This window comes from Collimonas sp. OK242, from assembly GCF_900107095.1.
In the GTDB taxonomy this organism is placed as follows: Bacteria; Pseudomonadota; Gammaproteobacteria; order Burkholderiales; family Burkholderiaceae_D; genus Collimonas.
In genome coordinates this window covers 36,087-59,311 of the sequence record NZ_FNOR01000004.1, presented here as the reverse complement: position 1 = coordinate 59,311, position 23,225 = coordinate 36,087, and the positions used below count along the sequence as shown (strand labels likewise).

Sequence of the window (23,225 nt, the reverse complement as noted above, 5' to 3'; positions counted from 1 at the left end):
CGTGACAGAGCCGGTTGGTTACGGCTGGGCGACCAGCGCACAGCATCCGGTCAAATTCCTGGAAATCAAAGTTAATAACGACAACTATTGCTAAAGCTGAAGGGGCTAGCCGTAGTGCGACGGATAAGTGGCCAAGCGGTCGAAGCGAAACTGCGATTTCTTTAACCCTTAAGAAACGGCGATGACTGCCGTTAACACGATCAGGAAAGCGAATATGAAGTCTGAATGTGGCGTCCGGATATGAGGCGTGAACATGCTGCTGGAATCCCGAATCTCTGGCGAATTCAAGTCCTGCCTTGCCGACCGTGTCCCAAATGTTCTTGCGTGTAATCGAAACCCCCATCTGAAAAGAAAATCATGACCTGGTTCTATAACTTGAAAATTGCAACCAAACTTCTGCTGTCGTTCGCTTTGATACTGATGCTGACCCTGGTGCTGGGCGTGACCTCCATTGCACAGCTTGGGCAGGTCAACGCCACTACCATCGACATCAATACCAATTGGCTGCCGAGCGTGCGGGTGCTGCTCACCATAAAGAGCAAGCTGGCGCTGCTGCGCAATATCGAGATGCAGCACGTGATGTCGAACGATGTGGCGGATATGGACAAGAGCGCCCAGTTCATCAGCGATATCAAAGGCGAGCTGCAAAAGAACATGAGCGAATACGCGCCCATGGTGACGGAGCAGGAGCGTGCTGTGTACGATCAGTTAAAAGAAAAAATCCCGGCGTATCTGGAGATCGACAAGAAGATCGTCGAAGTCTCGCGTGCGTTCAGAAAAGATGATGCGATAAAAGAGATACGCGGCGATTCCCTGGCCGCCATCGTAGAGCTGGATAAGCAGGTTGAGCAATTGGTAAAAATCAATACCGATGGCAGCGCCAGCGCTGCAAAAAATGGTGAAGCCATCTATAACAAAGCCAGGATCTGGACGGTCGGCCTGATGATAGGCATGGTGGTGCTGGGCTTTGCGTTGGCGCTATGGATTGCACGAATAGTTGCGCAACCCCTGGGTTTTGCCGTCGAAGTGGCGCGCCGCGTTGCTGCTGGCGATCTGACGGCCGACATCGAAGTCAGGTCGAAGGATGAGACCGGGCAGCTGATGCAAGCACTGAAAGACATGAACGACGGCTTGCAAAAGATCGTTGGCGAAGTACGCAGCGGTACCGACACGATTGCAACGGCTTCCAGCCAGATTGCAGCGGGCAATCAAAACCTGTCGCAGCGCACTGAAGAGCAAGCCAGTTCGCTCGAAGAAACCGCTGCTTCGATGGAGCAGCTGACCTCGACCGTCAAGCAAAATGCCGACAACGCCAGCCAGGCCAACCAACTGGCGGTGTCCGCGTCGGAAGTGGCGATCCATGGCGGCACGGTAGTGACGCAGGTGGTCAGCACCATGGGCGCCATCAATACCTCATCGAAGAAGATCGTCGACATTATCGGCGTGATCGACGGCATCGCATTTCAAACCAATATCCTGGCCTTGAACGCCGCTGTCGAGGCTGCAAGGGCCGGCGAGCAAGGCCGCGGCTTTGCGGTGGTAGCCGCAGAGGTACGCAATCTGGCGCAACGTTCGGCCGCCGCCGCCAAGGAAATCAAATCCCTGATCGACGATTCGGTGGAAAAAGTCGGCATCGGCTCGCGTCTGGTGGATCAAGCCGGCAGCACCATGGATGAAATCGTCGCCAGCGTCCGTCGCGTGACCGACATCATGGGTGAGATCACCGCCGCCAGCCAGGAACAGACCGCAGGTATCGACCAGATCAACCAGGCCATCAGCCAGATGGACCAGGTGACCCAGCAAAACGCCGCCTTGGTGGAAGAAGCGGCTGCAGCTGCAGCCAGCTTGCAAGACCAGGCCGGCGCGCTGGCTGAAGTAGTAGGCGGCTTCAAGCTGGAGCGGGCGCAGATCGCGGCGCAAACAAAGAGAGTGATCGATATCACCCCCCAAACGCAAATGTTGCGCCGGGCAGCTGCGTAGCCGTAGATGACGTTTTTGTGCGGCATGCGCTCATGGCTGGAGAAAACGGTGTTTCGGGTCGTTGTTCGCCGCATCGCCATGCTGCCGTCGTGCTTATAGTGCAATACGGGCCCATGCACCGTTTTCAGCCGATGACGACTGGCAGATATTTTAACCATCCGTCTCATAAATGTTACATGTTAAGGCTTATTGAATGACCATCAAGCAGACAGCCCGTCAGATTGCTACCCCAGCACGGGATTTTTTGCTGACCGATAGCGATTTCTCCCGCGTGCGCGCGTTGATTCACCAGCGCGCCGGCATTGCATTGGGGGAGCAGAAGCGTGAGATGGTCTACAGCCGCCTGTCGCGCCGCCTGCGTGAACTCGGCATGAGCGACTTCACCTCGTATCTGGCCTTGCTGGAATCAGAGAAAGACAGCGCCGAATGGCAATCCTTCACCAATGCCTTGACGACTAATCTGACGGCTTTTTTTCGCGAGGCGCATCATTTCCCGTTGCTGGCCGAGCATATGAAAAATTGCACAACACCGGTGACAGTCTGGTGTTCTGCCGCTTCCACCGGGGAAGAACCGTACTCGATCGCGATGACCCTGATCGAAGCGCTGGGCAGTCGCGCCAGTGGCGCCAGCATCATCGCGACCGACATCGATACCCAGGTCCTGGAAAAAGCCGCGACCGGTGTCTACACCATGGAACAGGTCAGCAAACTGCCGCTGGAACGCCTCAAGCGTTTCTTCCTGAAGGGCAGCGGCGCCCGTGCCGGGCAGGTGCGGATACGGCCGGAAGTGGCCGCCATGGTGAAATTCAGCCAGCTCAATCTGCTGGATGCGCGGTGGGGACTGAACGAGCAGTTCGACGCCATCTTCTGCCGCAACGTGATGATCTATTTCGACAAGCCGACACAGAACAAAATCCTGCAGCGGTTTGCGCCCTTGATGAAAGCGCATGGCTTGTTATTTGCCGGACATTCCGAGAATTTTTCCTCTGCCCAGCAGCCGTTCCGGCTGCGCGGCCAGACCGTGTATGAGCTGGATGCCAGGCAAATCAAGGACAGCACATGATTTCGGCGGCGGAAGAGTCGGTGGCGACGCACCATTATTTCGATCGCGAGTTCGATATCGCGGCGGTCAAGCTGTTGCCGAACGAGTATTACGTCACGCCGGAAGACATGGTGCTGAGCACCGTACTCGGTTCCTGCGTGTCTGCCTGCGTGCGCGATAGTACTGCCGGCATCGGCGGCATGAATCACTTCATGCTGCCGGACGACGGCAGTTGCGCCAACAGCGGCAGCAACATCGCCGCCTCCATGCGCTACGGTGCTTATGCCATGGAGATGTTGCTGAACGAGTTGCTCAAGGCAGGCGCGCGCCGCGAACGGCTGGAAGCCAAGGTATTCGGCGGCGGCGCGGTGCTGGCCAATATGACGATGCTGAATATCGGCGATCGCAATGCCGATTTTGTATTGCGCTATTTGCAGATGGAACAGGTGCGGGTGGCGGCCCAGGATTTGCGCGGCAATCTGCCGCGGCGGATCAGCTATTTCCCGAAAAGCGGCAAGGTCATGGTGCGCAAGCTGCATCGCATCAACGACGCCGAGCAGATACAGCGTGACGAGCAGCAATTGGTGCAGACTCTGGCGCAACAGCCGGTGCGCAGCAAAGTTGAATTATTTGATACGACGATTCGTACGGCTAATCGTGCGGCGACCCGTAAGAAGATCGTACTACAAGGTGGGAGCAGCGCGTGAACGATAAAAAAATCAAAGTACTGTGCGTGGACGATTCAGCGTTGATACGCAGCTTGATGACCGAGATCATCAATAGCCAGCCGGACATGACGGTGGTGGCGACCGCACCCGATCCCCTGGTGGCGCGGGATCTGATCAAGCAGTTGAATCCGGATGTGCTGACGCTGGACGTCGAAATGCCGCGCATGGACGGTCTGGATTTCCTGGAGAAATTGATGCGGCTGCGGCCGATGCCGGTGCTGATGGTGTCCTCTCTGACTGAGCGCGGTTCAGAAATTACGCTGCGGGCGCTGGAGCTGGGAGCGGTCGATTTCGTCACCAAGCCGCGCCTCGGCATACGCGAAGGCTTGCTGGAATATACCGACCTGATTGCCGACAAGATCCGGGCCGCCGCCCGCGCCCGCCTGCAGTCGGCACGCCGGCCTGGCCCTGATGCAACTGCGGGTGCAGGATTGACGCCGATGCTGCGCAGTCCATTACTGAGTACTGAAAAATTGATCATCATCGGCGCCTCCACCGGCGGTACCGAAGCGATCCGGGAAGTATTGCAGCCGCTGCCGCCGGATAGTCCCGGCATCATGATCGCGCAGCATATGCCGCCCGGCTTTACCCGTTCCTTTGCGCAGCGCCTGGACGGTTTGTGCCGCATCACCGTCAAGGAAGCCGAACACGGCGAGCGGGTGTTGCCTGGCCATGCCTACATCGCACCCGGCGGCTTTCATCTGTCGCTGGCGCGCAGCGGCGCCAACTATATTGCCCATCTGGACCAGGAAGCGCCGGTCAATCGCCATCGGCCGTCGATCGATGTGCTGTTCGATTCGGTAGCCAAACACGCTGGCAAAAACGCCATCGGCATGATCCTGACCGGCATGGGGCGTGACGGTGCGGCCGGTTTGCTGCGCATGCGCCAGGCCGGCGCCTACACCCTGGCGCAAGACGAAGCCAGCTGTGTCGTATTCGGCATGCCGCGCGAAGCGATTGCCATGGGCGCGGCTAACGAGGTGGCTGGAATCGATGAGATGAGCCAGCGCCTGATGGCGCGTCTGATGTCGTACGGAGAGCGCTCCAACCGGGTATGAGGGGGGCGAGCAAGCCCAAGCTGTTTTTTTTGGGCATTTGTGACGTTATACGGAAAGAGCGTCAGGAATTCGTTCAAATTTCAATTGCTGGCAGGTCTTGTTTTTAGTGTGGAGTATCTAGTGCGGAGTAATCATGGTTGATAAAAGTATCAAAATTCTGGTCGTGGACGATTTTCCTACCATGCGGCGGATTGTACGAAATCTCTTGAAGGAGCTCGATTTCGTCAATGTCGACGAAGCCGAAGACGGCGCAGCGGGACTGGCCAAGCTCAAGGATGGCAATTTCGGCTTTGTCGTATCGGACTGGAATATGCCGAATATGGACGGCCTGACCATGTTGCAATCGATACGTGCCGATCCCGTCCTGGCCAAGCTGCCGGTGCTGATGGTGACTGCGGAAGCCAAAAAGGAAAACATCATCGCCGCCGCCCAGGCCGGCGCCAACGGTTATGTGGTCAAGCCCTTTACTGCGGCTACTCTGGAGGAGAAGATCACGAAGATATTCGAAAAAATTGCGAAAGAGAGTGCCTGATATGAGCGTCGCCATACAGATGCCCTCCGCCGGAGATTCTGCCGAGCAGCTGGTCAACCGCATCGGGCACTTGACGCGCCTGCTGCGCGAGAGCATGCGGGAGCTAGGCTTGGACCAGGAAATCGCCAAGGCAGCGCAGGCGATTCCAGATGCCCGCGACCGTTTGAATTACGTGGCGGCGATGACCGAGCGCGCGGCTGAAAGAGCCCTTAACGCGATTGACGTTGCCCAGCCGATCCAGGAAAAACTAAGCAAGCAAGCCAAGGCGCTCAATCAACGCTGGGACGAATGGTTTGTCAGCCCGGTAGAGCTGGACGATGCGCGAGTACTGGTGCTGGATACCCGTACTTATCTGAAAGACGTACCGCAGCAAGCCTCGGCCATCAATGCACAACTGATGGAAATCATGATGGCGCAGGACTTTCAGGATCTGACCGGGCAGGTCATCAAGAAAATGATGGAAGTCGTGCACGAGATGGAGAAGCAGTTGCTACAGGTGTTGATCGACAACACGCCGCTGGAAAAGCGTAGCGACAGCAACGGCTTGCTGAATGGCCCGCAGATGAAGGCGGAAGAGAATCCCGACGCGGTGTCCGATCAGGGGCAGGTTGATGATTTGTTGTCCAGTCTGGGGTTTTAGAGATCGAACAGATTGAATAACAATCACGGACCGTCGTGGTAACAAGGCTGTTGAAGTTGTAGTTGTAGTTGTAGTTGTAGTTGTAGTTGTAGTTGTAGTTGCTTTTGATGTGAATTCCGCATTGAGACGTTGCCAAATGTGGCGGGTGTCAGTCGGGAATTGTGGGGGAACATGTTTGAGCGAAGCGAGTTGGTTTCCCCACCCGACTGACACCCGCTACATTTGGGGACCTGACCGAAGGGAAGGCAACGGCTTTGCGGTCGCCTTTCTTTGCTTACTTTCTTTGGCGAAGCAAAGAAAGTGAGTAGCTGCCGGGCTACCCCCGGCATGCATCCACGGAGTAGCGAACGTTTTAAGTAACGATGAAATTTCGTCGCATGCAACGGCACTCACTCCGTGGCCCGTTAAATGGGGTCAGAGTAATTTTCGCAAAGGGCGCGCGAAAAAAAACTCCGACCCCATTTAACTGCGCATTTGGTGGCGCCTATGCTGGCAGTTTCCATCGATTGCCCGAGCAACATGCCGATCCCCGCCTTGTTTGGCCGATTGCATCACCCCGCTTGCATCAATAATCCACATTGATAGGGCGCAATTCGTCCCTTCTGGTACGGAGCATGCATGGCGGAAGAAAGCGATCTCGAAAAAACGGAACCCGGTTCTCCACGACGTCTGGAAAAGGCGCGTGAAGAAGGCCAGGCTGCGCGTTCACGCGAGTTGAGCACCTTCGTCATGCTGAGCACCGGCATCGGCGGTCTATGGCTGACCGCCGTGCCGATGGCGGAACACATCGGCCACGCCTTGCGAAATGGCATGCAATTCAAGCGTGCCGCCGCTTTCGATTCTTCTTACATGCTGACCCAGGCTGCCGCTGCCGGACAGGAAGCGCTGCAAGCCCTGCTGCCCTTGCTTGGCATGCTGGCATTGGCCGCCCTGACAGCACCGGTGATGCTGGGCGGCTGGCTGTTTTCGCCGGACGCGATGGCGCCGAAATTTTCAAAGCTCAACCCCGTAGCAGGCATCGGCCGCATTTTCTCCAGCCAATCCCTGGCCGAGCTATTCAAAGCGTGCACCAAATCGGTACTGGTCGGCGGTATCGGCTATTGGGTCATTTCCCATAACCTGGACAATCTGCTCGGCCTGCTGAGCGAGCCGGTACATGGCGCTTTGGCGCACACGGTACGGCTGGTGGCCAATTGCTGCAGCTTGATCATCGCGTCGCTGTTGCTGGTGGCAGCCATCGACGTGCCATATCAGCTGTGGAGTTTTTACCGCAAGCTGCGCATGACGCGCGAAGAATTGAAGCAGGAGCACAAGGAAAGCGAAGGCGATCCGCATGTCAAAAGCCAGATTCGCCGCCAGCAACAGCAGATGGCGCGCCGTCGCATGATGGCTGAAGTCGCCACTGCCGACGTAGTAGTCACCAATCCGACCCACTTTGCGGTCGCCCTCAAATACAGCGATAAAGAAATGCGCGCGCCCCGGGTGGTTGCCAAAGGCGCCGACCTGGTGGCATTGCGGATTCGCGCAATCGGCGCCGAACACAAGATTCCCATGCTGGAAGCGCCACCCTTGACCCGGGCGTTATATCGCCATACCAACCTGGGCGAGGAAATCCCGGCCGCCCTGTATACCGCGGTGGCCGAAGTGCTGGCCTGGGTCTACCAATTGCAGCGCTGGCGCAGCGAAGGCGGCATAGCACCACGCACGCCGGCTGATTTACCGGTTCCCGATTCACTTGACATCTTAGGGAGCCCGGCATGAAGCCCGCAGGTTCAGATTTCTCATTCAGCGCCTTGCCACGCTTAGGAGCGGCGCTGTTGGCAGGCAACAGCGTCAAGGGCATGGCGGGTCCGGTGCTGATCATCATGATTCTCGGCATGATGATCCTGCCCTTGCCGCCATTCCTGCTCGATTTGCTGTTCACTTTCAATATCGCGCTGTCGGTGATGGTGCTGCTGGTCAGCATGTACACCATGAAAGCGCTGGATTTCGCCGCCTTCCCTGCGGTCTTGCTGTTTTCTACCTTGCTGCGCTTGTCGCTCAATGTGGCTTCCACCCGCGTGGTGCTGCTGGAAGGCCATACCGGACCGGATGCCGCGGGCAAAGTGATCGAAGCCTTCGGCCACTTCCTGGTGGGCGGCAATTTCGCCGTGGGTATCGTGGTTTTTGTGATTCTGGTGGTGATCAATTTCATGGTCATTACCAAGGGCGCCGGACGGATTGCCGAAGTCGGCGCGCGCTTTACGCTGGATGCGATGCCAGGCAAGCAGATGGCGATCGATGCCGATTTGAACGCCGGTCTGATCGGTGAAGACGTGGCGCGCAAACGCCGCGCCGAAGTCGCCCAGGAAGCGGATTTCTACGGCTCCATGGACGGCGCCAGCAAGTTCGTGCGCGGCGATGCGGTGGCAGGTTTGCTGATCATGGTGATCAATGTGGTCGGCGGCCTCATCGTCGGCGTCGCTCAGCATGGTCTGGATATTTCGGTGGCGGCCAAGAATTACACCCTGCTGACCATTGGCGACGGCCTGGTGGCGCAGATTCCGGCGCTGGTGATCTCCACTGCCGCCGGCGTGATCGTTTCGCGCGTGACTACCGACGAGGATGTCGGCCAGCAGCTGATGGGGCAGTTGTTTTCCAATCCGCAAGTGCTGTTCCTGACCGCAGGTATTATCGGCCTGATGGGACTGGTGCCGGGCATGCCGCACGTGGCGTTCCTGATTATCTCTGGCGGCCTGGTCTATCTCGGCCGCCGTTTGCTGCAACGTACTGCTGCAGCCGACTATGCGGCCAAGGCGCCGCCGCCGTCTGCCGCTGCAGCGGAACCAGCCGACGCCAGCTGGGATGACGTGGCGCTGGTCGATCCGCTAGGGCTGGAAGTCGGCTATCGCTTGATTTCATTGGTGGACCGCAGCCAGAACGGCGAGCTGCTCGGACGCATCAAGAGCATACGCAAGAAATTTGCCCAGGACATCGGTTTCCTGGTGCCGGTAGTGCATATCCGCGACAACCTCGAACTCAAGCCGAACACCTATGTGATCACCCTCAAAGGCGTGCAGATCGCGCAAGGCGAAGCGTGGCCGGGGCAATGGATGGCGATCAATCCGGGGCAGGTCAGCGCTACGTTGCCAGGTACCCAGACAGTCGATCCGGCATTTGGCCTGCCGGCGGTCTGGATCGAAACCCATATGCGGGAACAGGCTCAGATCTACGGCTATACCGTGGTCGACGCCAGCACCGTGATCGCCACCCATCTGAACCATCTGATCCATGCCCATTCGTCCGAGCTGCTGGGGCGGCAGGAAGTGCAGCAACTGCTGGACAGGGTAGGCAAGGACGCGCCGAAACTGATCGAGGACCTGGTGCCGAAGATGTTGTCGCTGACCACCTTGCAGAAAGTATTGCAAAACCTGCTGGATGAAAGTGTTTCGATCCGCGACATGCGCACTATTCTTGATGTGCTGCTGGAGCACGGCGCCACCGTCAGCGACGCCAACGAGTTGACATCGCTGGTGCGGCTGGCGCTGGGACGGGCCATCACGCAACAACTATTCCCAGGTAGCGGCGAATTGCAGGTGATCGGTCTCGACAATTCGCTTGACCGGGTCCTGTTGCAGGCGCTGACCAACGGCAGCGGCCTGGAGCCGGGCCTGGCCGACAGCCTGTTGACGCAGACCCAGGCGGCCATCGCGCGCCAGGAGCAATTCGGCTTGTCGCCGGTGCTGGTGGTGCAACATCCTTTGCGCGTCTTGCTGGCGCGCTTCTTACGCCGCAGCTTGCCTCAGCTGAAGGTGCTGTCGCACGCTGAAATTCCTGATACCCGCACCATCAAAGTAACGGCCACCATCGGAGGCAAGTCTTGAGCATGAATAACAACGCCGCCAACATCGAGAACCGCGTCACCATCGTCGCCCCATCCAGCCGCGAAGCACTGCGCCTGGTACGGGAGCGGCTGGGGGCGGATGCGATTATCGTCTCCAACCGGGTGACCGCAGCCGGCGCCGAAATCGTCGCCATGCTGGAAACGGCGGTTGATCTGCAGACCCCTTTGACGCCGCCAGCGGCTGTCGTACCTGCCGCAGCGGCGACTGCATTATCTGTATCAGTACCGGCACCGGCGCAGCCGGCGCCAAGCACGGTTGCGTCCATCAGCAACGATAGCGTCATCAGCGAGATTCATTCGATGCGCGGCATGATCGAAGAGCAGTTGGCCGGCCTGGTGTGGAATGACAAGCAGCGCCGCGATCCGGTGCGCGGCCATCTGCTGCGTACCTTGCTGGGCGCCGGGTTCAGCGCCAGCCTGGCGAAGGCGATGCTGGATCATCTGCCGACCGGCCAGAATTTTGCTACAGGCATGGCCTGGGTCAAAGCCGAACTGGCGCGCAATCTGCCTTTGATGGAAAACGAAGACGCCATGATGGACAACGGCGGCGTCTACGCCTTGATGGGACCGACCGGCGTCGGTAAAACCACCACCACCGCGAAGCTGGCGGCACGTTGCGTCATGCGCTTCGGCGCCGACAAGCTGGCGCTGCTGACTACCGACAGTTATCGGATAGGTGCGTTCGAACAGTTGCGCATCTACGGCAAGATTCTTGGCGTATCGGTGCATGCAGTAAAAGATGCGGCCGATTTGCGACTGGTGCTGGATGACCTGCGCGATAAACACATGGTATTGATCGATACGGTCGGCAAGAGCCAGCGCGATCGCAGCGTCTCCGACCAGGTCGCCATGCTGTGCGGCGCCGGGCGCCCGGTCAAGCGCCTGCTGCTGCTGAATGCAGCCAGTCATGGCGATACCTTGAACGAAGTAGTGCACGCCTATAAAGACGGCGCAGGCGGCAATCAGCTGGCAGGTTGCATCTTTACCAAAACCGACGAGGCAACCCATCCCGGGGCGTTGCTGGATACCGTGATACGCCATCGCTTGCCGGTGCACTACGTCTCCTGCGGCCAGAAGGTACCGGAAAACCTGATGATTGCCGAGCGCTCGGAGCTGGTCGACAGCGTCTTCCAAAGTGCAAGCCGGAGTGCTCTGTTCGTGCCGGGCGAAGCCGATCTGGGCGAGTTGCCGGCGGCATTGAGCAACGACACCGAGCTGGCTGCCGCCGCCGCAACCACAGAGCGTCTGCGCAGTCAATGCCAGCAACTGATCCGGGTCTTGGCGCATGACGCTGAAGAGCTGGCAGCCAATGCCGCTGCGCTGGCTGACGGCCAGATCGGTTTCGAGGCCAGCAGCGCATTGTGGCGCGACCTGGCAAACGACAGCGTCGGCAGCCAAGAGGCAAGCCGCAAGTTGTTGGTGCAGGCGAATACAGAAATAAATACTGCCTGCGCTGCCCATGTGCTGGCAATCAGCGGCAAGACTGAATTGCTGGCCAGCCGCAGCGGCGATGCCTACACTTTGCAATCCAGCTTGTTGCTGTCAGATCGCGACGGCATGCCGCTGGCGGCGCCGCATCAATTGCTGTCCACCGCACTGGCGGCCGACGCAGCTGGCGCCTTGCCAACTCCGGCGCAGCGCCAGCTGACGTGGCTTAGCCGGCAGGATTTCGGCAAGCCCCTGGTGCATCTGCTCGACAGGATGCCGGCGCCAGGCATGATTCAATCCTGGCAGGCTGACGGCCTGCTGTGGCTGGCGCGGGCGCGCGGCACGACCAGCGTGACGGCTAACGGCGGCAGGACAACGCTCGCAAAACTGGCTGCGCAGCTGGTCTTCAGCGCTCCCGAGGCAATCGTCTACAAAGGCAAACCGGCGCAGCAAACGCTGGCGGAGGTGGCGGTCAATTTGCGTGGCGACACCTTGCACGGCGCATGTCTGTGCAATTTGCGTTGCGTGGCCACGCGCATCGTCGATCGACACAGCGGCAAGCTGCTCGCCAGCTGGTATTTGCTGAGCAATGTCGCACCATCGGCGACGGCATCGCAACTTGCCGCATGGTATTGCTGGAAACAAGCCGCCGATCCTTATTACAAGCTGCTCAAACAGGCCATCCAGCAACTCGATGCTTGTACCGAACCGGGCGACGGCCATATGCAGAAGCGGCTGCTGGTGGCGGCGCAGGTCGGCACCACCATCTGGCGGCTGGCGCACAGGCCGGACGGCTGGGCTGTTGCGGCGCGCGCGCTGTTGGCGCAGCTGGCGGGACATCGGATACGCTCCAGTGCCGTCACTGTCGCCTCGGCGGCGGCGCTGTTTGAAGGATTTGGCAAGCTGATTGCAGTATTGGATGCGTTGGCGCTGGATGTCGACAATGTGCTTGACGCAGAACCTGGTCTGGCTGCGGCAAGCAGCACAGCGGCCTTGCAAGGGTGAGGGAGCTGCTTTGAACAAGGTGGTCAGCGATCAGGCAGACGGTTTGCGCTACCTGATGGCGCAGCATTCAGGCATGCAGGCAGCGCATGTCATTGCATTGGTCGGCAGCAGTCCTCGGATTGGCGTCACCAGTGTCGCGTTGAACCTGGCTGCGGCTCTGGTGCAGCAAGGAAAAGAGGTGTTGTTGCTGGATGAGCAGAGCGGATCGCGTTCGGCAACTGCAATGTGCGCGGGAGCTGCGGCGGGCAGCTGGTCGGATGTTGCCGCCGGCGGCATGTCGCTGCCGCTTGCCGCATCGCGCATGGCCTGTGGCGCGTTGCTGTTGCCCGTGTACAGAAATGATTTGGCCGCGGCGGCGACCGCGGTGCGCAGTGTGTTTCAAGGGCAGGTGATCCTGATCGACGCCCGCCTGGATGAAAGCGGCGCCTTGTCGCCTTTGGCGGCGCAAGCCGACGATGTGATTGTGGTGTTGCGGCCGCAGGCGGCATCGATTACCGCGGCTTACACCTGCATCAAGCAGTTGCATTATGCGCACGCGCTGCAGCGCTTAAGAATCATGGTCAATCAGGCGGCGGGCATGCCGGAAGCGCAGCGCGTGCTGAATAACCTGGCCGCCACCGGCAGCCGTTATCTGGGATTGGCGCTGGAATCGGCCGGTTGCGTGGCGGCGGATCCGTATCTGGCGCGCGCCCAGGGCCTCAAGCTGAGTGTGGTAGAGGCATTCCAGACCAGTGCTGCAGCGGTCGATTTTCGTCGCATCGCTGGGCAGCTGCTGCAATGGCCACGTAATGTTGAAACTGCAGTTGAAACTGCGGGTGCCGCTACGGCTGCCGCCACCGCGCGGGCGCATTGATGAAATCGCGCATTGTTGTTAACCGAAATCTGAACACTGTGTGAGTAAGGCAGGAAGAGGAAACCATCATGTATACCGCTCAGGGAAAAATCGATAAATCCGATACGTTGGCGAAGTACGCGCCGCTGGTGCGACGCCTGGCTTTACAGCTGATTGCGAAATTGCCGGCCAGCGTGGAACTGGACGACATGATCCAGGCCGGCATGCTGGGTTTGCTGGACGCCGCCAATCGTTACCAGGATGACCAGGGCGCGCAATTCGAAACCTATGCCAGCCAGCGCATTCGAGGCGCGATGCTGGACGAGCTGCGCGCCAACGACTGGCTGTCGCGTGGCTTGCGGCAGTCCTCGCGTAAAGTGGATGCTGCGGTGCAGGCATTGGAGCAGAAACTGTCACGCTCGCCCAGCGAACGTGAAATCGCGGTATCGATGCAGCTGTCTTTGGAAGACTACCAGCATCTGCTGCAGGAAATTCATGGTTCGCAGCTGGTGTATTACGAAGACTGCGAAGGCGGCGGCAACGAAAATTCCTTTCTCGACCGGCAGCACGGCTACGGTGATCGCGGCGGTGCTGACGATCCGCTGCAGCGGATGCTGGATAGCGGCATGCGCCACATGCTGGTGGAAGCGATTGCACTGATGCCTGAGCGCGAAAGGTTGCTGCTCAGTTTGTATTACGAGCAAGAGATGAACTTGCGGGAAATCGGCGCCGTGCTGGAAGTCAGCCAGTCGCGGGTTTGTCAGCTGCATAGCCAGGCCATCAGCCGCTTGCGGGTGCGTCTGAGCGAAGCCAGCCGGAGCGAGCTGGCCTGAGATGGCGCTCTCAACTTGCGCCGCATCCAGGGCGCGAACGTTACTGCGCAATTTATGCGCCGCGGCCGCCAGCTTGCTGGTGTTGCCGGCGGCAAGCGTCTGTGCCGGCGACAGACCCGCCGCGGCCATCAGTCTGAGCACTTATCTTGAGCGTAATGGAAATTTGGCCGCCGGCCCCGGCGCCATACGAATCGACAGCGGCGCCAGTGAAGGCGGAGCTGGCCGGGTTGCCGGTTCCTGGAGCAGTTCAACTTCTGCGCCAGCGATGTTTCATCGTGGCGTACGCTATCAATCGGCCCAGATTGCCCCGCTCGGCAGCGGGATCAATGCAACTTCGAAAACGCGCCGGGTCGGATGGCAATACAGCTTCCTGACGGCGGCGCCTGCCGGCATCCATGCTTATTTATGCAATTACGCCAGATGCATAGGCCTTGGCGGCGCTAGCGGTAGCACCGGTGCTTTCGAAGGCGACAACGGCTTTTCGAATTTTGTATTTGCTTTTGTTATCGACGGCCGAGACCCCTTGAGCCCCGCGTTGCAGGGATCGGCCAGCCAGGTGATAGTCAGCTACGAATAGGAGCCCGCAAGTCCGGCCCGGAGCGGCGCTTCAGCCCGATGCCAGGCTATGGCCGTTGCCGAGCCCAACCTTATGCATGCCATCCGCGCCATACAGCGATTGCCCGTGGGCACGCAGGTAATTGATGGAGCGCCGCACAAAATCCAGATGGGTATGGATCATGATGCCGTTGCGATGATTGTTGTCGCGGGCCTGGGCAGCACTTTTCAGTAACTCGTGCCAAACCTGTTGCGCATCGCTGCCGCTGGCGGCAGCTACGGCGTCGCCGCCTTCTCGCCCTGGCGCAAAGCCGACCGCTTGTTGCCGCTGTTCCCGTTCCTGCTCAAGCCGGGTGATACGTTCGGCCAACTCAGCCTTACGCTCAGTAATCAGCGGCAATTCCTCAAAGCGGCTCTTGATCAGCGCCTCCGCCTCTTGATCCAGCAGGCTGAGAAAGCTCTCCATGATGGCGCGCTCCTGGTTCAGATGCTTGAGTAAGGCGCTGCTCATGATGGTTTCTTGCCCAGCAGGTCGCGCACCGTATCGAGCAAGCCGTCGGCGATTTTTTCGGGATTGATCTGATAGCGGCCTTCGCTGATAGCCTGGCGGATTTGCGCCACCTTGGCCGCATCGAAATCGCCGGCGCCGGGTCGCAATAACTGGGTTTGCAGCTGGCGCACTTGCGCAGACAATGAATTCAGGGCGGCTGGCATAGGCGGACTGGCGCTGTTGGCGGTGCCGGTAGCCGCGGCGTCAATGGATGCGGCACGGGCCGCGTTATCCTTGTTGAACGCCACATTGGCTTGGTTCGGCACACTACTAAGCGGCTTTGCAGGTTGATCGATTTTCAAGATGTTTCCTCTAAGGGATCTGTCCGGTATAACGGCAGCTGCTGCGGAAAGTTTAGGGTTACGACAAAAATAGTGTTTATTGCAAGAGTTGATATTAATTCGGCAATTCCACCGAGCCGTCGGCCCGGACCATGCCGCTCAGCGTCTGGCCGGCCTGGGTCTTGACCTGGATAGTCGCACCGGCAGCGGCGTTGGTCATCGCCCGTCCTTCGGTGCTGACTACGAATCCGGAACCCTGGGATTGTACTTTGACATTTTGTCCCTGTTGTATCACAGTTGCGCCGCGCAGCAGTTCCAGCCGCAGCGGTGCGCCCAAGGCAATCCGGTTCGATGCCACCATGCCGCTGGCTTGCTGCGGATTGGTAATCACGCCGCGCGGCAGGGCGCTGAGATCGCCCTGGCGTAGCTGGATATCGGCAACGCTCAAGGTGTCGCCGGCGTTGATGGGGCGACCGGCCACATAATAATTCGCCTCTACCGCCACATAGGCGGGAACATAGCGGGTCCACGATGGCGTAGCGGGGCCGTCGCCGCTGTTGTTGCCATTGCAGCGCAGGCCGACCGAGACGCGGCCCCACACCCGGGCGCCGTTGGGCAGGAAAGCTTCGAGCGCATTGCAGTCGGGCAGGGCGCCCGACATGGGCGTGTCGATGCGGATGCTGACTTTGCCCGGCAGGCCGCTGGTCTGGGTCAACAGGAACTGCTCAATCACGGGTTTGGCGCCGCCGCTTAGTTCCGTCGCCCTGGCGAATGCGGGATGGCTGCTGATGCTCAAGCCGGCGGCAACAAGCAGGTACAGGAAGTGCAAGCACGGATTTACAGAACGGCGCGCAGAACGACGCCACCGGCATAAATTTGCACGCATAAAAACCTTCCTTATTCAAAATCCAGCGCGGCCGAATAGCCGCTATCAGATTCTAGACAATAGCCCGGCATCGCCAAGCGCCGAACTGGGTAGCGATTCACGTGTTGTTTGGGCCATTGGATTGAAATCCCCTACCTATAATGAATTGTGGAAATTTGTCGTGCCGGCGCAAATATCTGGCGGCCGGCGCTCTGTAAACTAAGGATATCCGATGGCGAATGTGGGCGAATGCAATGAAGAAATCCCGGCTACGCTGGCAGGCTTTCTGCGGCAGATGCGTTTGAAGCAAACGGGCGAGAACGGCAAGAGAATGTCGTTGACGGCAATGCACCGGCGCTGCGGTTTGTCGGTGCCGGTGTTGAGCAAGCTCGAGACCGGCAGGGTGATCGATCCCAGCGGTTCGACCATCAAGCGAGTACTCGCCGGCTACCAGCTAAGTTTCGATGAAGTGGCCAGATATTTTCCCAATCCAAAACGATGATGGTCTGTCTTTAATTCTGGATATTGAATCTTGAATTAAAGCCCAATCAGCCGCCTGTTCCAGCGATTGCCTCCAGCCGCCGCTACCTATAATCGCTTTCATCAAAAGGTCTGTTGAGGGTAGGTACAAGATGGTTGATAAACTGGATGCGGCATTGCGCTTTCAGCAGGAAGCACTGAATTTGCGGGCACGCCGGCAAGAGGTTCTGTCGTCGAATATCGCGCATGCCGACACGCCTAATTACAAGGCGCGCGATTTCGATTTCAGCAGCAGTCTGACGCAAGCCATGGAGCAAGGCCGGCAGGCGCAGTCGATCAGCATGGCAACCACCTCCGGCCGTCACATCCAGGGCGAAGCGACAGTCGCCAGCGATCCGGATTTGCTGTATCGGGTGCCAACCCAATCCAGCATTGACGGCAACACGGTGGAGATGGATGTGGAGCGCGTCAATTTTACCGACAACGCTGTGCATTATGAATCCGGCCTGACCGTCATAGGCGCACAAATCAAGTCATTGCTGTCAGCCATACAGCAATGATCATTCAATGAGCTTTCCGTCATAGCCAAGGAATCAGGTATGTCAGCTTCCAATGTTTCCATGAATATTTTCGACGTTGCGGGTTCCGCCATGAGCGCGCAGTCGCAGCGCATGAACGTCACCGCCAGCAACCTGGCCAATGCCGATAGCGTGTCCGGCCCCGACGGCCAGCCGTATCGCGCCAAGCAGGTGGTGTTTGCGGTGGCGGCAGGCGATCAGCAAGACTCGTCCGCGGCTGTCGGCGGCGTGCAGGTGGCGGGCGTGGTGGAAGACCAGTCGCCGCTGAGGATGGTGTACAACCCGAAGCATCCATTAGCCGATGCCAGCGGTTACGTCACCATGCCGAACGTCAATGTGGTGGAAGAAATGGTCAACATGATTTCAGCTTCTCGCTCGTATCAAGCCAACGTGGAGGTGCTCAATACCGCCAAGACCATGATGCTGAAAACACTGACGATCGGTCAGTAGGCAGATCAGCAAGCAGTGCAGCAGGTAGTGCGACATTAAATTCAGAATCAATTGATTGACTCAGTTGATTGACTAATTCGCGGTGTAATACCGCATCAGGAGAGAACCACCATGGCAGTTTCGGGCGTCACATCAACGGATACCAGTGCCGCAAATGCGCTGGCGGGAGCTACCTCCAGCAGTTCGGATCAAGAGCAGCGCTTTCTCAAATTGCTGGTTACCCAATTGAATAACCAGGATCCTCTGAATCCGTTAAGTAACTCGGAACTGACTTCCCAGCTGGCGCAGATGAGCACCGTCAGCGGCATCGAAAACCTGAACGGCACGCTGAACTCACTGGTGGCGCAAACCGGCGCCAGCCAGACCCTGCAGGCGGCGTCACTGATAGGCCATACGGTATTGACGCCGGGCAGCAATGTCGCGCTCACGGGCGGCGCGGCGACTTCGTTCGGGCTCGACATGCAGGGTGCTGCCGATACGGTCAAGGTCACCATTACAGACGCCGCCGGCAATACGGTACGTACGATTGACGTGGGAGCGCTGCCTCAGGGCACCAAGACCTTGTCATGGGACGGCAAGAACGATGCCGGTACCGCGATGGGCGATGGCGCCTACAAGATCAGCGTGGCCGCCGCCGTTGGCGGCAGCGCAGTTGCTGCCAACACGCTGACGTATTCGCAAGTTGCGAGCGTGGCGCAGACAGCCAGCGGCGTCACATTGAACCTGGGGGCGGCCGGTACGGCGGCATTGAGCGACGTTAAGCAATTTCTATAAACCGTTTTTTTCATTGTTCTTCCGCTATTCGGAAGCTGAAAAAATGCTGCAAATTGATTTCAAAAGGAGTGGACCATGGGTTTTCAACAAGGCGTAAGCGGATTGAATGCAAGTTCCAGCAATCTCGATGTGATCGGCAATAACGTTGCCAACTCGGGTACCGTGGGTTTCAAGGCCGGCAGCGTGTTGTTTGCCGACGTGTATGCAGGGTCGCGCGTCGGCCTCGGCACCCAAGTGGCAGGCGTTTCGCAAAATTTCACGCAGGGAGCGGTGCAGACCAGCACGCGCGCACTGGATGTGGCGATCACCAATGGCGACGGGTTTTTCCGCCTGGCCAGCCCTTCCGGTGAAGTATCTTATTCACGCAATGGCCAGTTCAATATCGACAAGGATAACTACATCGTCAATTCCGGCGGCCTGCGGGTGACCGGCTACCAGGTCGGCGCCAACGGCAGCATCGCTGGCGGCACGCCGGCAGCGCTGCAACTGCCGGCTACCGCAATGACCCCGAATGCGACTACCAAGATCAACGCGCAATACAATATCGATTCGCGCAGCACGGTACCGATCACCACACCGTTCAACGCAACGGATTCGACCAGTTTCAATTATCAGAATGCGGTTACCGGTTACGACTCGCTGGGCAACCCGCATGAAATCACGAATTTCTTTGTGAAGACCGCGGCCAACGCCTGGGATGTCTATCAAACCGTCGACGGCGGCGCCAGCAGCAAGATCGGCGCACTGACATTCGATACGGCAGGCAAGATGCTGACGCCGGCTGCCGGCACCCTGGCCCCCGCCGCAATACCGCTGGCGAACGGCGCCGCACCGTTGAATTTCACGATCAACCTGACCGGTACTACGCAGTTCGGCAATGACAATGCGGTCGCCAAGCAGACCCAGGACGGTTATACCTCCGGCACTCTCACTGCGTTTGCCATCAATTCGGACGGCACGGTAACCGGCAAGTATTCTAACGAACAGACCAAAACCCTGGGCCAGATCGTCCTGACTTCATTTGCCAATCCGGACGGCTTGAAATCCATGGGCGGCAATGTCTGGTCTGAAACAGCTGCATCAGGCCAGCCTCTGGTAGGGACTGCGGGTGCGGGAACCAAGGTAGGTTCTTTGACTTCCGGTGCGCTGGAATCTTCCAATGTCGACCTCACTGCAGAGCTGGTCAACATGATCATCGCGCAACGGACCTATCAAGCCAATGCGCAAACCGTTAAAACGCAGGATCAGGTCATGCAGACTTTGGTCAGCATGCGTTGATGATGGATCTCGCTAGCGTAAGTGCTGTCGCCGGGATCGCAACTATCTGGGAGAAAACATGGATCGCATGATCTATATCGCCATGAGCGGCGCCAAACAGGCCATGGAGCAGCAAGCTTCGGTGGCCAACAATATGGCGAACGTGTCGACTCCCGGATTCCGGGCCCAGCTGAATAATTTCCGGGCTGTGCCGGTAGTCGGCCAGGAGGCGGCAACCAGGGCCTTTGTGGTGACGGCAACGCCGGGCGCCGACATGAGTACCGGGCCGATAACGGAAACCGGGCGGCCGATGGATGTCGCGGTGCGCGGCGACGGCTGGCTGACGGTGCAGACTGCAGACGGCGGCGAGGCGTATACCCGGGTCGGCAATTTGCAGGTCGGCGCCGACGGCCAGCTGATGACAATGAACAAGTTGCCGGTAGTCGGCGATGCGGGACCGATGGCGGTGCCGCCCGGCGCCGCAGTGATGATCTCTGCCGACGGCCTGGTGAGCGCCATCGGCGCCGGCGATCCGGCCACCAATGTGGCCCAGGTCGGCCGTTTGAAGCTGGTTAATCCGGCCGCCGCCGATCTGCAGCGCGGCGACGACGGCCTGTTTCGCATGCGCGCCGGCGCCGCAGCGCCGGATGCCGATCCGGCGGTGACGCTGCAGACCGGTGCGGTCGAAGGCAGCAATGTCAATCCGGTGTCGGCGATGGTTGACATGATCGCCAATGCGCGCAGTTTTGAAATGCAGATGAAGGCGGTCAAGAGCGCCGATGAAAATGACCAGCGCGCGAACCAGCTGCTGAGCATGAGCAGTTAATTTACTGCATTAGTTTATTTTTTTGACAGGAGCTTCACCATGATGCGTTCCCTTTCCATTGCCAAAAGCGGTCTCGACGCGCAACAGCAGCAGCTCGACGTGATTTCCAATAACCTGGCCAACGTCAGCACTACCGGCTTCAAGCGCAGCCGCGCGGTGTTCGAAGACTTGATGTATCAGAACCTGCGCCAGGTAGGCGGCCAGACTTCGGATCAAACCAATTTGCCGTCCGGTTTGCAGATCGGCACCGGGGTACGGTTGGTGGCGACCGAGCGCATCCATACCCAAGGCAATCCTACCAAGACCGACAATACCAAGGATGTGGCGATCACCGGCGACGGTTTTTTCCAGGTGCAAATGCCCGACGGCACCACAGCCTACACGCGCGACGGTTCGTTTCAATCCGATTCGACCGGCCAGCTGGTGACTGCCAGCGGTTACCCGGTGCAACCGGCCATCACCATTCCGCAAAATGCGACCAGCATGACGATTGCCAAGGACGGCACGGTATCGGTAACCCAGGCTGGCAGCACTGCCAGCGTCCAGGTTGGCCAAATCCAGCTGGCGACCTTCTTGAATTCGACCGGCCTGCAAAGCAATGGCGAGAACCTGTACACGGAAACCAATGCTTCCGGCACGGCTAACCAGACCACCCCGGGCCAGAACGGCGCCGGCACGCTGAGCCAAGGGTATACCGAATCGTCGAACGTGAATGTGGTGGAGGAACTGGTGAACATGATCCAGACCCAGCGTTCATACGAAATCAACAGCAAGGCGGTCACCACTTCAGACCAGATGTTGCAGCGCCTGACGCAGTTGTGATGACGGAGCCGACATTGAAATATTGCGCCAGGTGTGTATTGCTGACGGCTGTGTTGCTCGGTGGCTGTGCGCAATTGCCGCGCGAGCCGTTGGTGCAGCAGCCGATGACTGCCCGCGCCGAAGTGCGGCCGGCGGCAGCGGTGAATGGCGCCATCTATCAATCCGGCTTCAGCAGCCAGGCCTTGTTTGAAGACCGGCGGCCGCGCAATGTCGGCGATATCCTGACGATTATCGTCAGTGAAAACGTCAATGCCAGCAAGAATTCAGCCGCCAATGCCAGCCGCAACGGCAGCACCAGCAGCGCCCTGACGGCGATACCGAAAATCTTCGGCGGCCTGTTCGGCAATCTGGATGCCGAGGGCAAGGCCAGCAACGCACTCACCGCCAAGGGCGGCGCCAATGCGGCCAATACTTTCAACGGGGTGATTACCGTTACCGTGACTGAAGTGCTGGGAAACGGCAACCTGATGGTCAGCGGCGAGAAGCAGATGATGATCAACCAGGGCACGGAATTCATTCGTTTCTCCGGGGTGGTCAATCCGCGCACGGTAAGCGGCAACAATAGCGTGGCCTCGACCCAGGTGGCGGACGCCAGAATCGAATATAGCGCCAAAGGCTATATCGACGAGGCGCAAACCATGGGCTGGCTGCAGCGTTTCTTCCTCAACGTCTTACCGTTCTGACCATGCGATCACGAATCCAGCGATTTCTACAACGTGCCGCATGCAGTCGCGGCGGCTTCTGTTTGATGCTTTGCATGATGTGCAGCACGCCGTCATTGCATGCGGAGCGGCTCAAGGAGCTGGCCAGCATCCAGGGTGTGCGCGATAACCCGCTGATCGGCTACGGCCTGATGGTCGGCCTGGACGGCAGCGGCGACCAGACCATGCAGACACCGTTCACCACGCAGACCTTGAACAATATGCTGTCGCAACTCGGCATCTCGATGGCGCCTGGCACCAACATGCAGCTGAAGAACGTGGCGGCAGTGATGGTGACCGCAACCTTGCCGTCGTTTGCACGCCCTGGACAAAACATCGATGTCACAGTGTCTTCGATGGGCAATGCCAAGAGCCTGCGCGGCGGCACCTTGCTGATGACGCCGCTCAAAGGCGCCGACGGCACGGTGTATGCGATCGCCCAGGGCAATATGGTGGTGGGCGGCGCCGGCGCTTCGGCCAATGGCAGCAAGGTGCAAATCAATCAGCTTAGCTCCGGCCGGATTCCAGCCGGCGCCATCGTCGAGCGCGCGGTGACTTCGCCGCTGGGTGACGCCAACACCTTGACCTTGGAATTGAATGTCTCCGATTTTGGCACGGCGCAGAAAGCGGTCGATGCGATCAATCGCAGCTTCGGCGCCGGTACCGCCAGTGCGCTCGATGCGCGGGTGATCCAGGTAGCTGCGCCGGCGCAGGCGGAAGCACGCGTGAGTTTCCTGGCGCGCATGGAAAATATCGATATCACACCGGCGCAGGCGGCGGCGCGGGTAGTCATCAACGCGCGCACCGGTTCGGTGGTGATGAACCAGACTGTGCGGGTACTGGACTGCGCGGTGGCGCATGGCAATTTGTCGGTGGTGATCAATACCCAGCCGGTGATCAGCCAGCCTGGCCCGTTTTCAGGCGGCAGCACCGTGCTTACGCAGACTTCGCAAATCCAGGTGAACCAGGCCGGCGGTGCTTTGCAGGTGGTCACGAACGGCGCTTCGCTAGCCGATGTGGTGAAGGGCTTGAATACGCTGGGCGCCAACCCGCAGGATCTGGTGTCGATCCTGCAGGCGATGAAAGCCGCAGGCGCCTTGCGCGCCGAACTTGAAATCATTTGAG

At 59.0% G+C, this 23,225-nt stretch carries 24 protein-coding genes; 21 read left to right on the top strand and 3 right to left on the bottom strand.

The genetic code is table 11. The annotated features are described in order from the left end of the window. Window positions 1-357: 357 nt before the first annotated feature. The 12 genes from BLV81_RS04940 (at window position 358) to BLV81_RS04880 (ending at window position 14,538) form a co-directional block, all read left to right on the top strand. Window positions 358-1,980, top strand: coding sequence for a methyl-accepting chemotaxis protein (locus BLV81_RS04940; RefSeq protein WP_092353042.1), 1,623 nt, complete (start codon window positions 358-360; stop codon window positions 1,978-1,980). Window positions 1,981-2,173: 193 nt separating this feature from the next. Then, window positions 2,174-3,043: a CheR family methyltransferase gene (locus BLV81_RS04935; RefSeq protein WP_092353040.1), complete on the top strand. Its 870-nt coding sequence runs from the start codon at window positions 2,174-2,176 to the stop codon at window positions 3,041-3,043. Next, window positions 3,040-3,729, top strand: a complete 690-nt coding sequence (gene cheD, locus BLV81_RS04930; protein WP_255364964.1) for a chemoreceptor glutamine deamidase CheD — start codon at window positions 3,040-3,042, stop codon at window positions 3,727-3,729. The genes BLV81_RS04935 and cheD overlap by 4 nt, the downstream gene beginning before the upstream one ends. Window positions 3,730-3,785: 56 nt before the next feature. Further along, window positions 3,786-4,808 carry a protein-glutamate methylesterase/protein-glutamine glutaminase gene (locus BLV81_RS04925; protein ID WP_369823816.1) on the top strand — a complete coding sequence of 341 codons (1,023 nt, stop codon included), beginning with the start codon at window positions 3,786-3,788 and terminating at the stop codon, window positions 4,806-4,808. Window positions 4,809-4,941: 133 nt separating this feature from the next. After that, entirely contained in the window at window positions 4,942-5,340 is a 399-nt protein-coding gene (gene cheY / locus BLV81_RS04920; protein ID WP_092353036.1) for a chemotaxis response regulator CheY, read from the top strand. Window position 5,341: 1 nt separating this feature from the next. Next, entirely contained in the window at window positions 5,342-5,980 is a 639-nt protein-coding gene (gene cheZ, locus BLV81_RS04915; protein WP_092353034.1) for a protein phosphatase CheZ, read from the top strand. A gap of 618 nt (window positions 5,981-6,598) precedes the next feature. Further along, window positions 6,599-7,741 carry a flagellar biosynthesis protein FlhB gene (gene flhB / locus BLV81_RS04905; RefSeq protein WP_092353030.1) on the top strand — a complete coding sequence of 381 codons (1,143 nt, stop codon included), beginning with the start codon at window positions 6,599-6,601 and terminating at the stop codon, window positions 7,739-7,741. Beyond that, on the top strand, window positions 7,738-9,843 hold the full coding sequence (gene flhA / locus BLV81_RS04900; RefSeq protein ID WP_255364963.1) for a flagellar biosynthesis protein FlhA: 2,106 nt from the start codon (window positions 7,738-7,740) through the stop codon (window positions 9,841-9,843). The genes flhB and flhA overlap by 4 nt, the downstream gene beginning before the upstream one ends. A 2-nt stretch (window positions 9,844-9,845) precedes the next feature. Next, window positions 9,846-12,296 carry a flagellar biosynthesis protein FlhF gene (flhF, locus tag BLV81_RS04895; protein ID WP_092353028.1) on the top strand — a complete coding sequence of 817 codons (2,451 nt, stop codon included), beginning with the start codon at window positions 9,846-9,848 and terminating at the stop codon, window positions 12,294-12,296. Continuing rightward, window positions 12,235-13,149: a P-loop NTPase family protein gene (locus tag BLV81_RS04890; RefSeq protein ID WP_176992753.1), complete on the top strand. Its 915-nt coding sequence runs from the start codon at window positions 12,235-12,237 to the stop codon at window positions 13,147-13,149. The genes flhF and BLV81_RS04890 overlap by 62 nt, the downstream gene beginning before the upstream one ends. A gap of 68 nt (window positions 13,150-13,217) precedes the next feature. Continuing rightward, window positions 13,218-13,961 (top strand): RNA polymerase sigma factor FliA, encoded by a 744-nt coding sequence (locus BLV81_RS04885; RefSeq protein ID WP_092353024.1) that lies wholly within the window; start codon window positions 13,218-13,220, stop codon window positions 13,959-13,961. 1 nt (window position 13,962) lies between these two features. Further along, a complete protein-coding gene (locus BLV81_RS04880; RefSeq protein ID WP_092353022.1) occupies window positions 13,963-14,538 on the top strand; it encodes a flagellar protein FlhE in 576 nt (191 codons plus the stop codon). Window positions 14,539-14,568: 30 nt separating this feature from the next. Here BLV81_RS04880 and BLV81_RS04875 read toward each other — a convergent pair whose 3' ends face one another. The 3 genes from BLV81_RS04875 to flgA all read right to left on the bottom strand — a co-directional run bounded on the left by BLV81_RS04875 (window position 14,569) and on the right by flgA (window position 16,233). Beyond that, a complete protein-coding gene (locus tag BLV81_RS04875; protein WP_092353020.1) occupies window positions 14,569-15,027 on the bottom strand; it encodes a flagella synthesis protein FlgN in 459 nt (152 codons plus the stop codon). After that, window positions 15,024-15,368 carry a flagellar biosynthesis anti-sigma factor FlgM gene (gene flgM, locus BLV81_RS04870; protein ID WP_255364962.1) on the bottom strand — a complete coding sequence of 115 codons (345 nt, stop codon included), beginning with the start codon at window positions 15,366-15,368 and terminating at the stop codon, window positions 15,024-15,026. The genes BLV81_RS04875 and flgM overlap by 4 nt, the downstream gene beginning before the upstream one ends. 94 nt (window positions 15,369-15,462) lie before the next feature. Then, window positions 15,463-16,233 (bottom strand): flagellar basal body P-ring formation chaperone FlgA, encoded by a 771-nt coding sequence (gene flgA / locus BLV81_RS04865; protein WP_092353018.1) that lies wholly within the window; start codon window positions 16,231-16,233, stop codon window positions 15,463-15,465. A gap of 211 nt (window positions 16,234-16,444) precedes the next feature. Between flgA and BLV81_RS04860 the strand changes: the two genes are divergently transcribed. From BLV81_RS04860 to BLV81_RS04820, 9 genes are all read left to right on the top strand, one after another. Beyond that, window positions 16,445-16,714 (top strand): helix-turn-helix domain-containing protein, encoded by a 270-nt coding sequence (locus tag BLV81_RS04860; protein WP_092353016.1) that lies wholly within the window; start codon window positions 16,445-16,447, stop codon window positions 16,712-16,714. Window positions 16,715-16,844: 130 nt separating this feature from the next. Beyond that, window positions 16,845-17,252 (top strand): flagellar basal body rod protein FlgB, encoded by a 408-nt coding sequence (gene flgB / locus BLV81_RS04855; protein WP_092353015.1) that lies wholly within the window; start codon window positions 16,845-16,847, stop codon window positions 17,250-17,252. Between the two features lie 60 nt (window positions 17,253-17,312). Further along, on the top strand, window positions 17,313-17,720 hold the full coding sequence (gene flgC / locus BLV81_RS04850) for a flagellar basal body rod protein FlgC (RefSeq protein ID WP_092353392.1): 408 nt from the start codon (window positions 17,313-17,315) through the stop codon (window positions 17,718-17,720). Between the two features lie 111 nt (window positions 17,721-17,831). Continuing rightward, the gene (locus BLV81_RS04845) at window positions 17,832-18,494 is read left to right on the top strand and encodes a flagellar hook assembly protein FlgD (protein WP_092353013.1); all 663 of its coding nucleotides are present in this window, start codon (window positions 17,832-17,834) and stop codon (window positions 18,492-18,494) included. A 75-nt stretch (window positions 18,495-18,569) separates the two neighbouring features. Then, the gene (gene flgE / locus BLV81_RS04840) at window positions 18,570-19,772 is read left to right on the top strand and encodes a flagellar hook protein FlgE (protein WP_092353011.1); all 1,203 of its coding nucleotides are present in this window, start codon (window positions 18,570-18,572) and stop codon (window positions 19,770-19,772) included. Between the two features lie 58 nt (window positions 19,773-19,830). Then, window positions 19,831-20,577, top strand: a complete 747-nt coding sequence (locus tag BLV81_RS04835) for a flagellar basal body rod protein FlgF (RefSeq protein ID WP_092353009.1) — start codon at window positions 19,831-19,833, stop codon at window positions 20,575-20,577. A 39-nt stretch (window positions 20,578-20,616) separates the two neighbouring features. Then, window positions 20,617-21,399 carry a flagellar basal-body rod protein FlgG gene (gene flgG, locus BLV81_RS04830; protein WP_092353007.1) on the top strand — a complete coding sequence of 261 codons (783 nt, stop codon included), beginning with the start codon at window positions 20,617-20,619 and terminating at the stop codon, window positions 21,397-21,399. Then, entirely contained in the window at window positions 21,399-22,082 is a 684-nt protein-coding gene (locus BLV81_RS04825; RefSeq protein ID WP_092353005.1) for a flagellar basal body L-ring protein FlgH, read from the top strand. Before flgG ends, BLV81_RS04825 begins: the two co-directional genes overlap by 1 nt. Window positions 22,083-22,084: 2 nt before the next feature. Then, entirely contained in the window at window positions 22,085-23,224 is a 1,140-nt protein-coding gene (locus BLV81_RS04820; RefSeq protein WP_092353003.1) for a flagellar basal body P-ring protein FlgI, read from the top strand. Window position 23,225 lies beyond the last annotated feature (1 nt).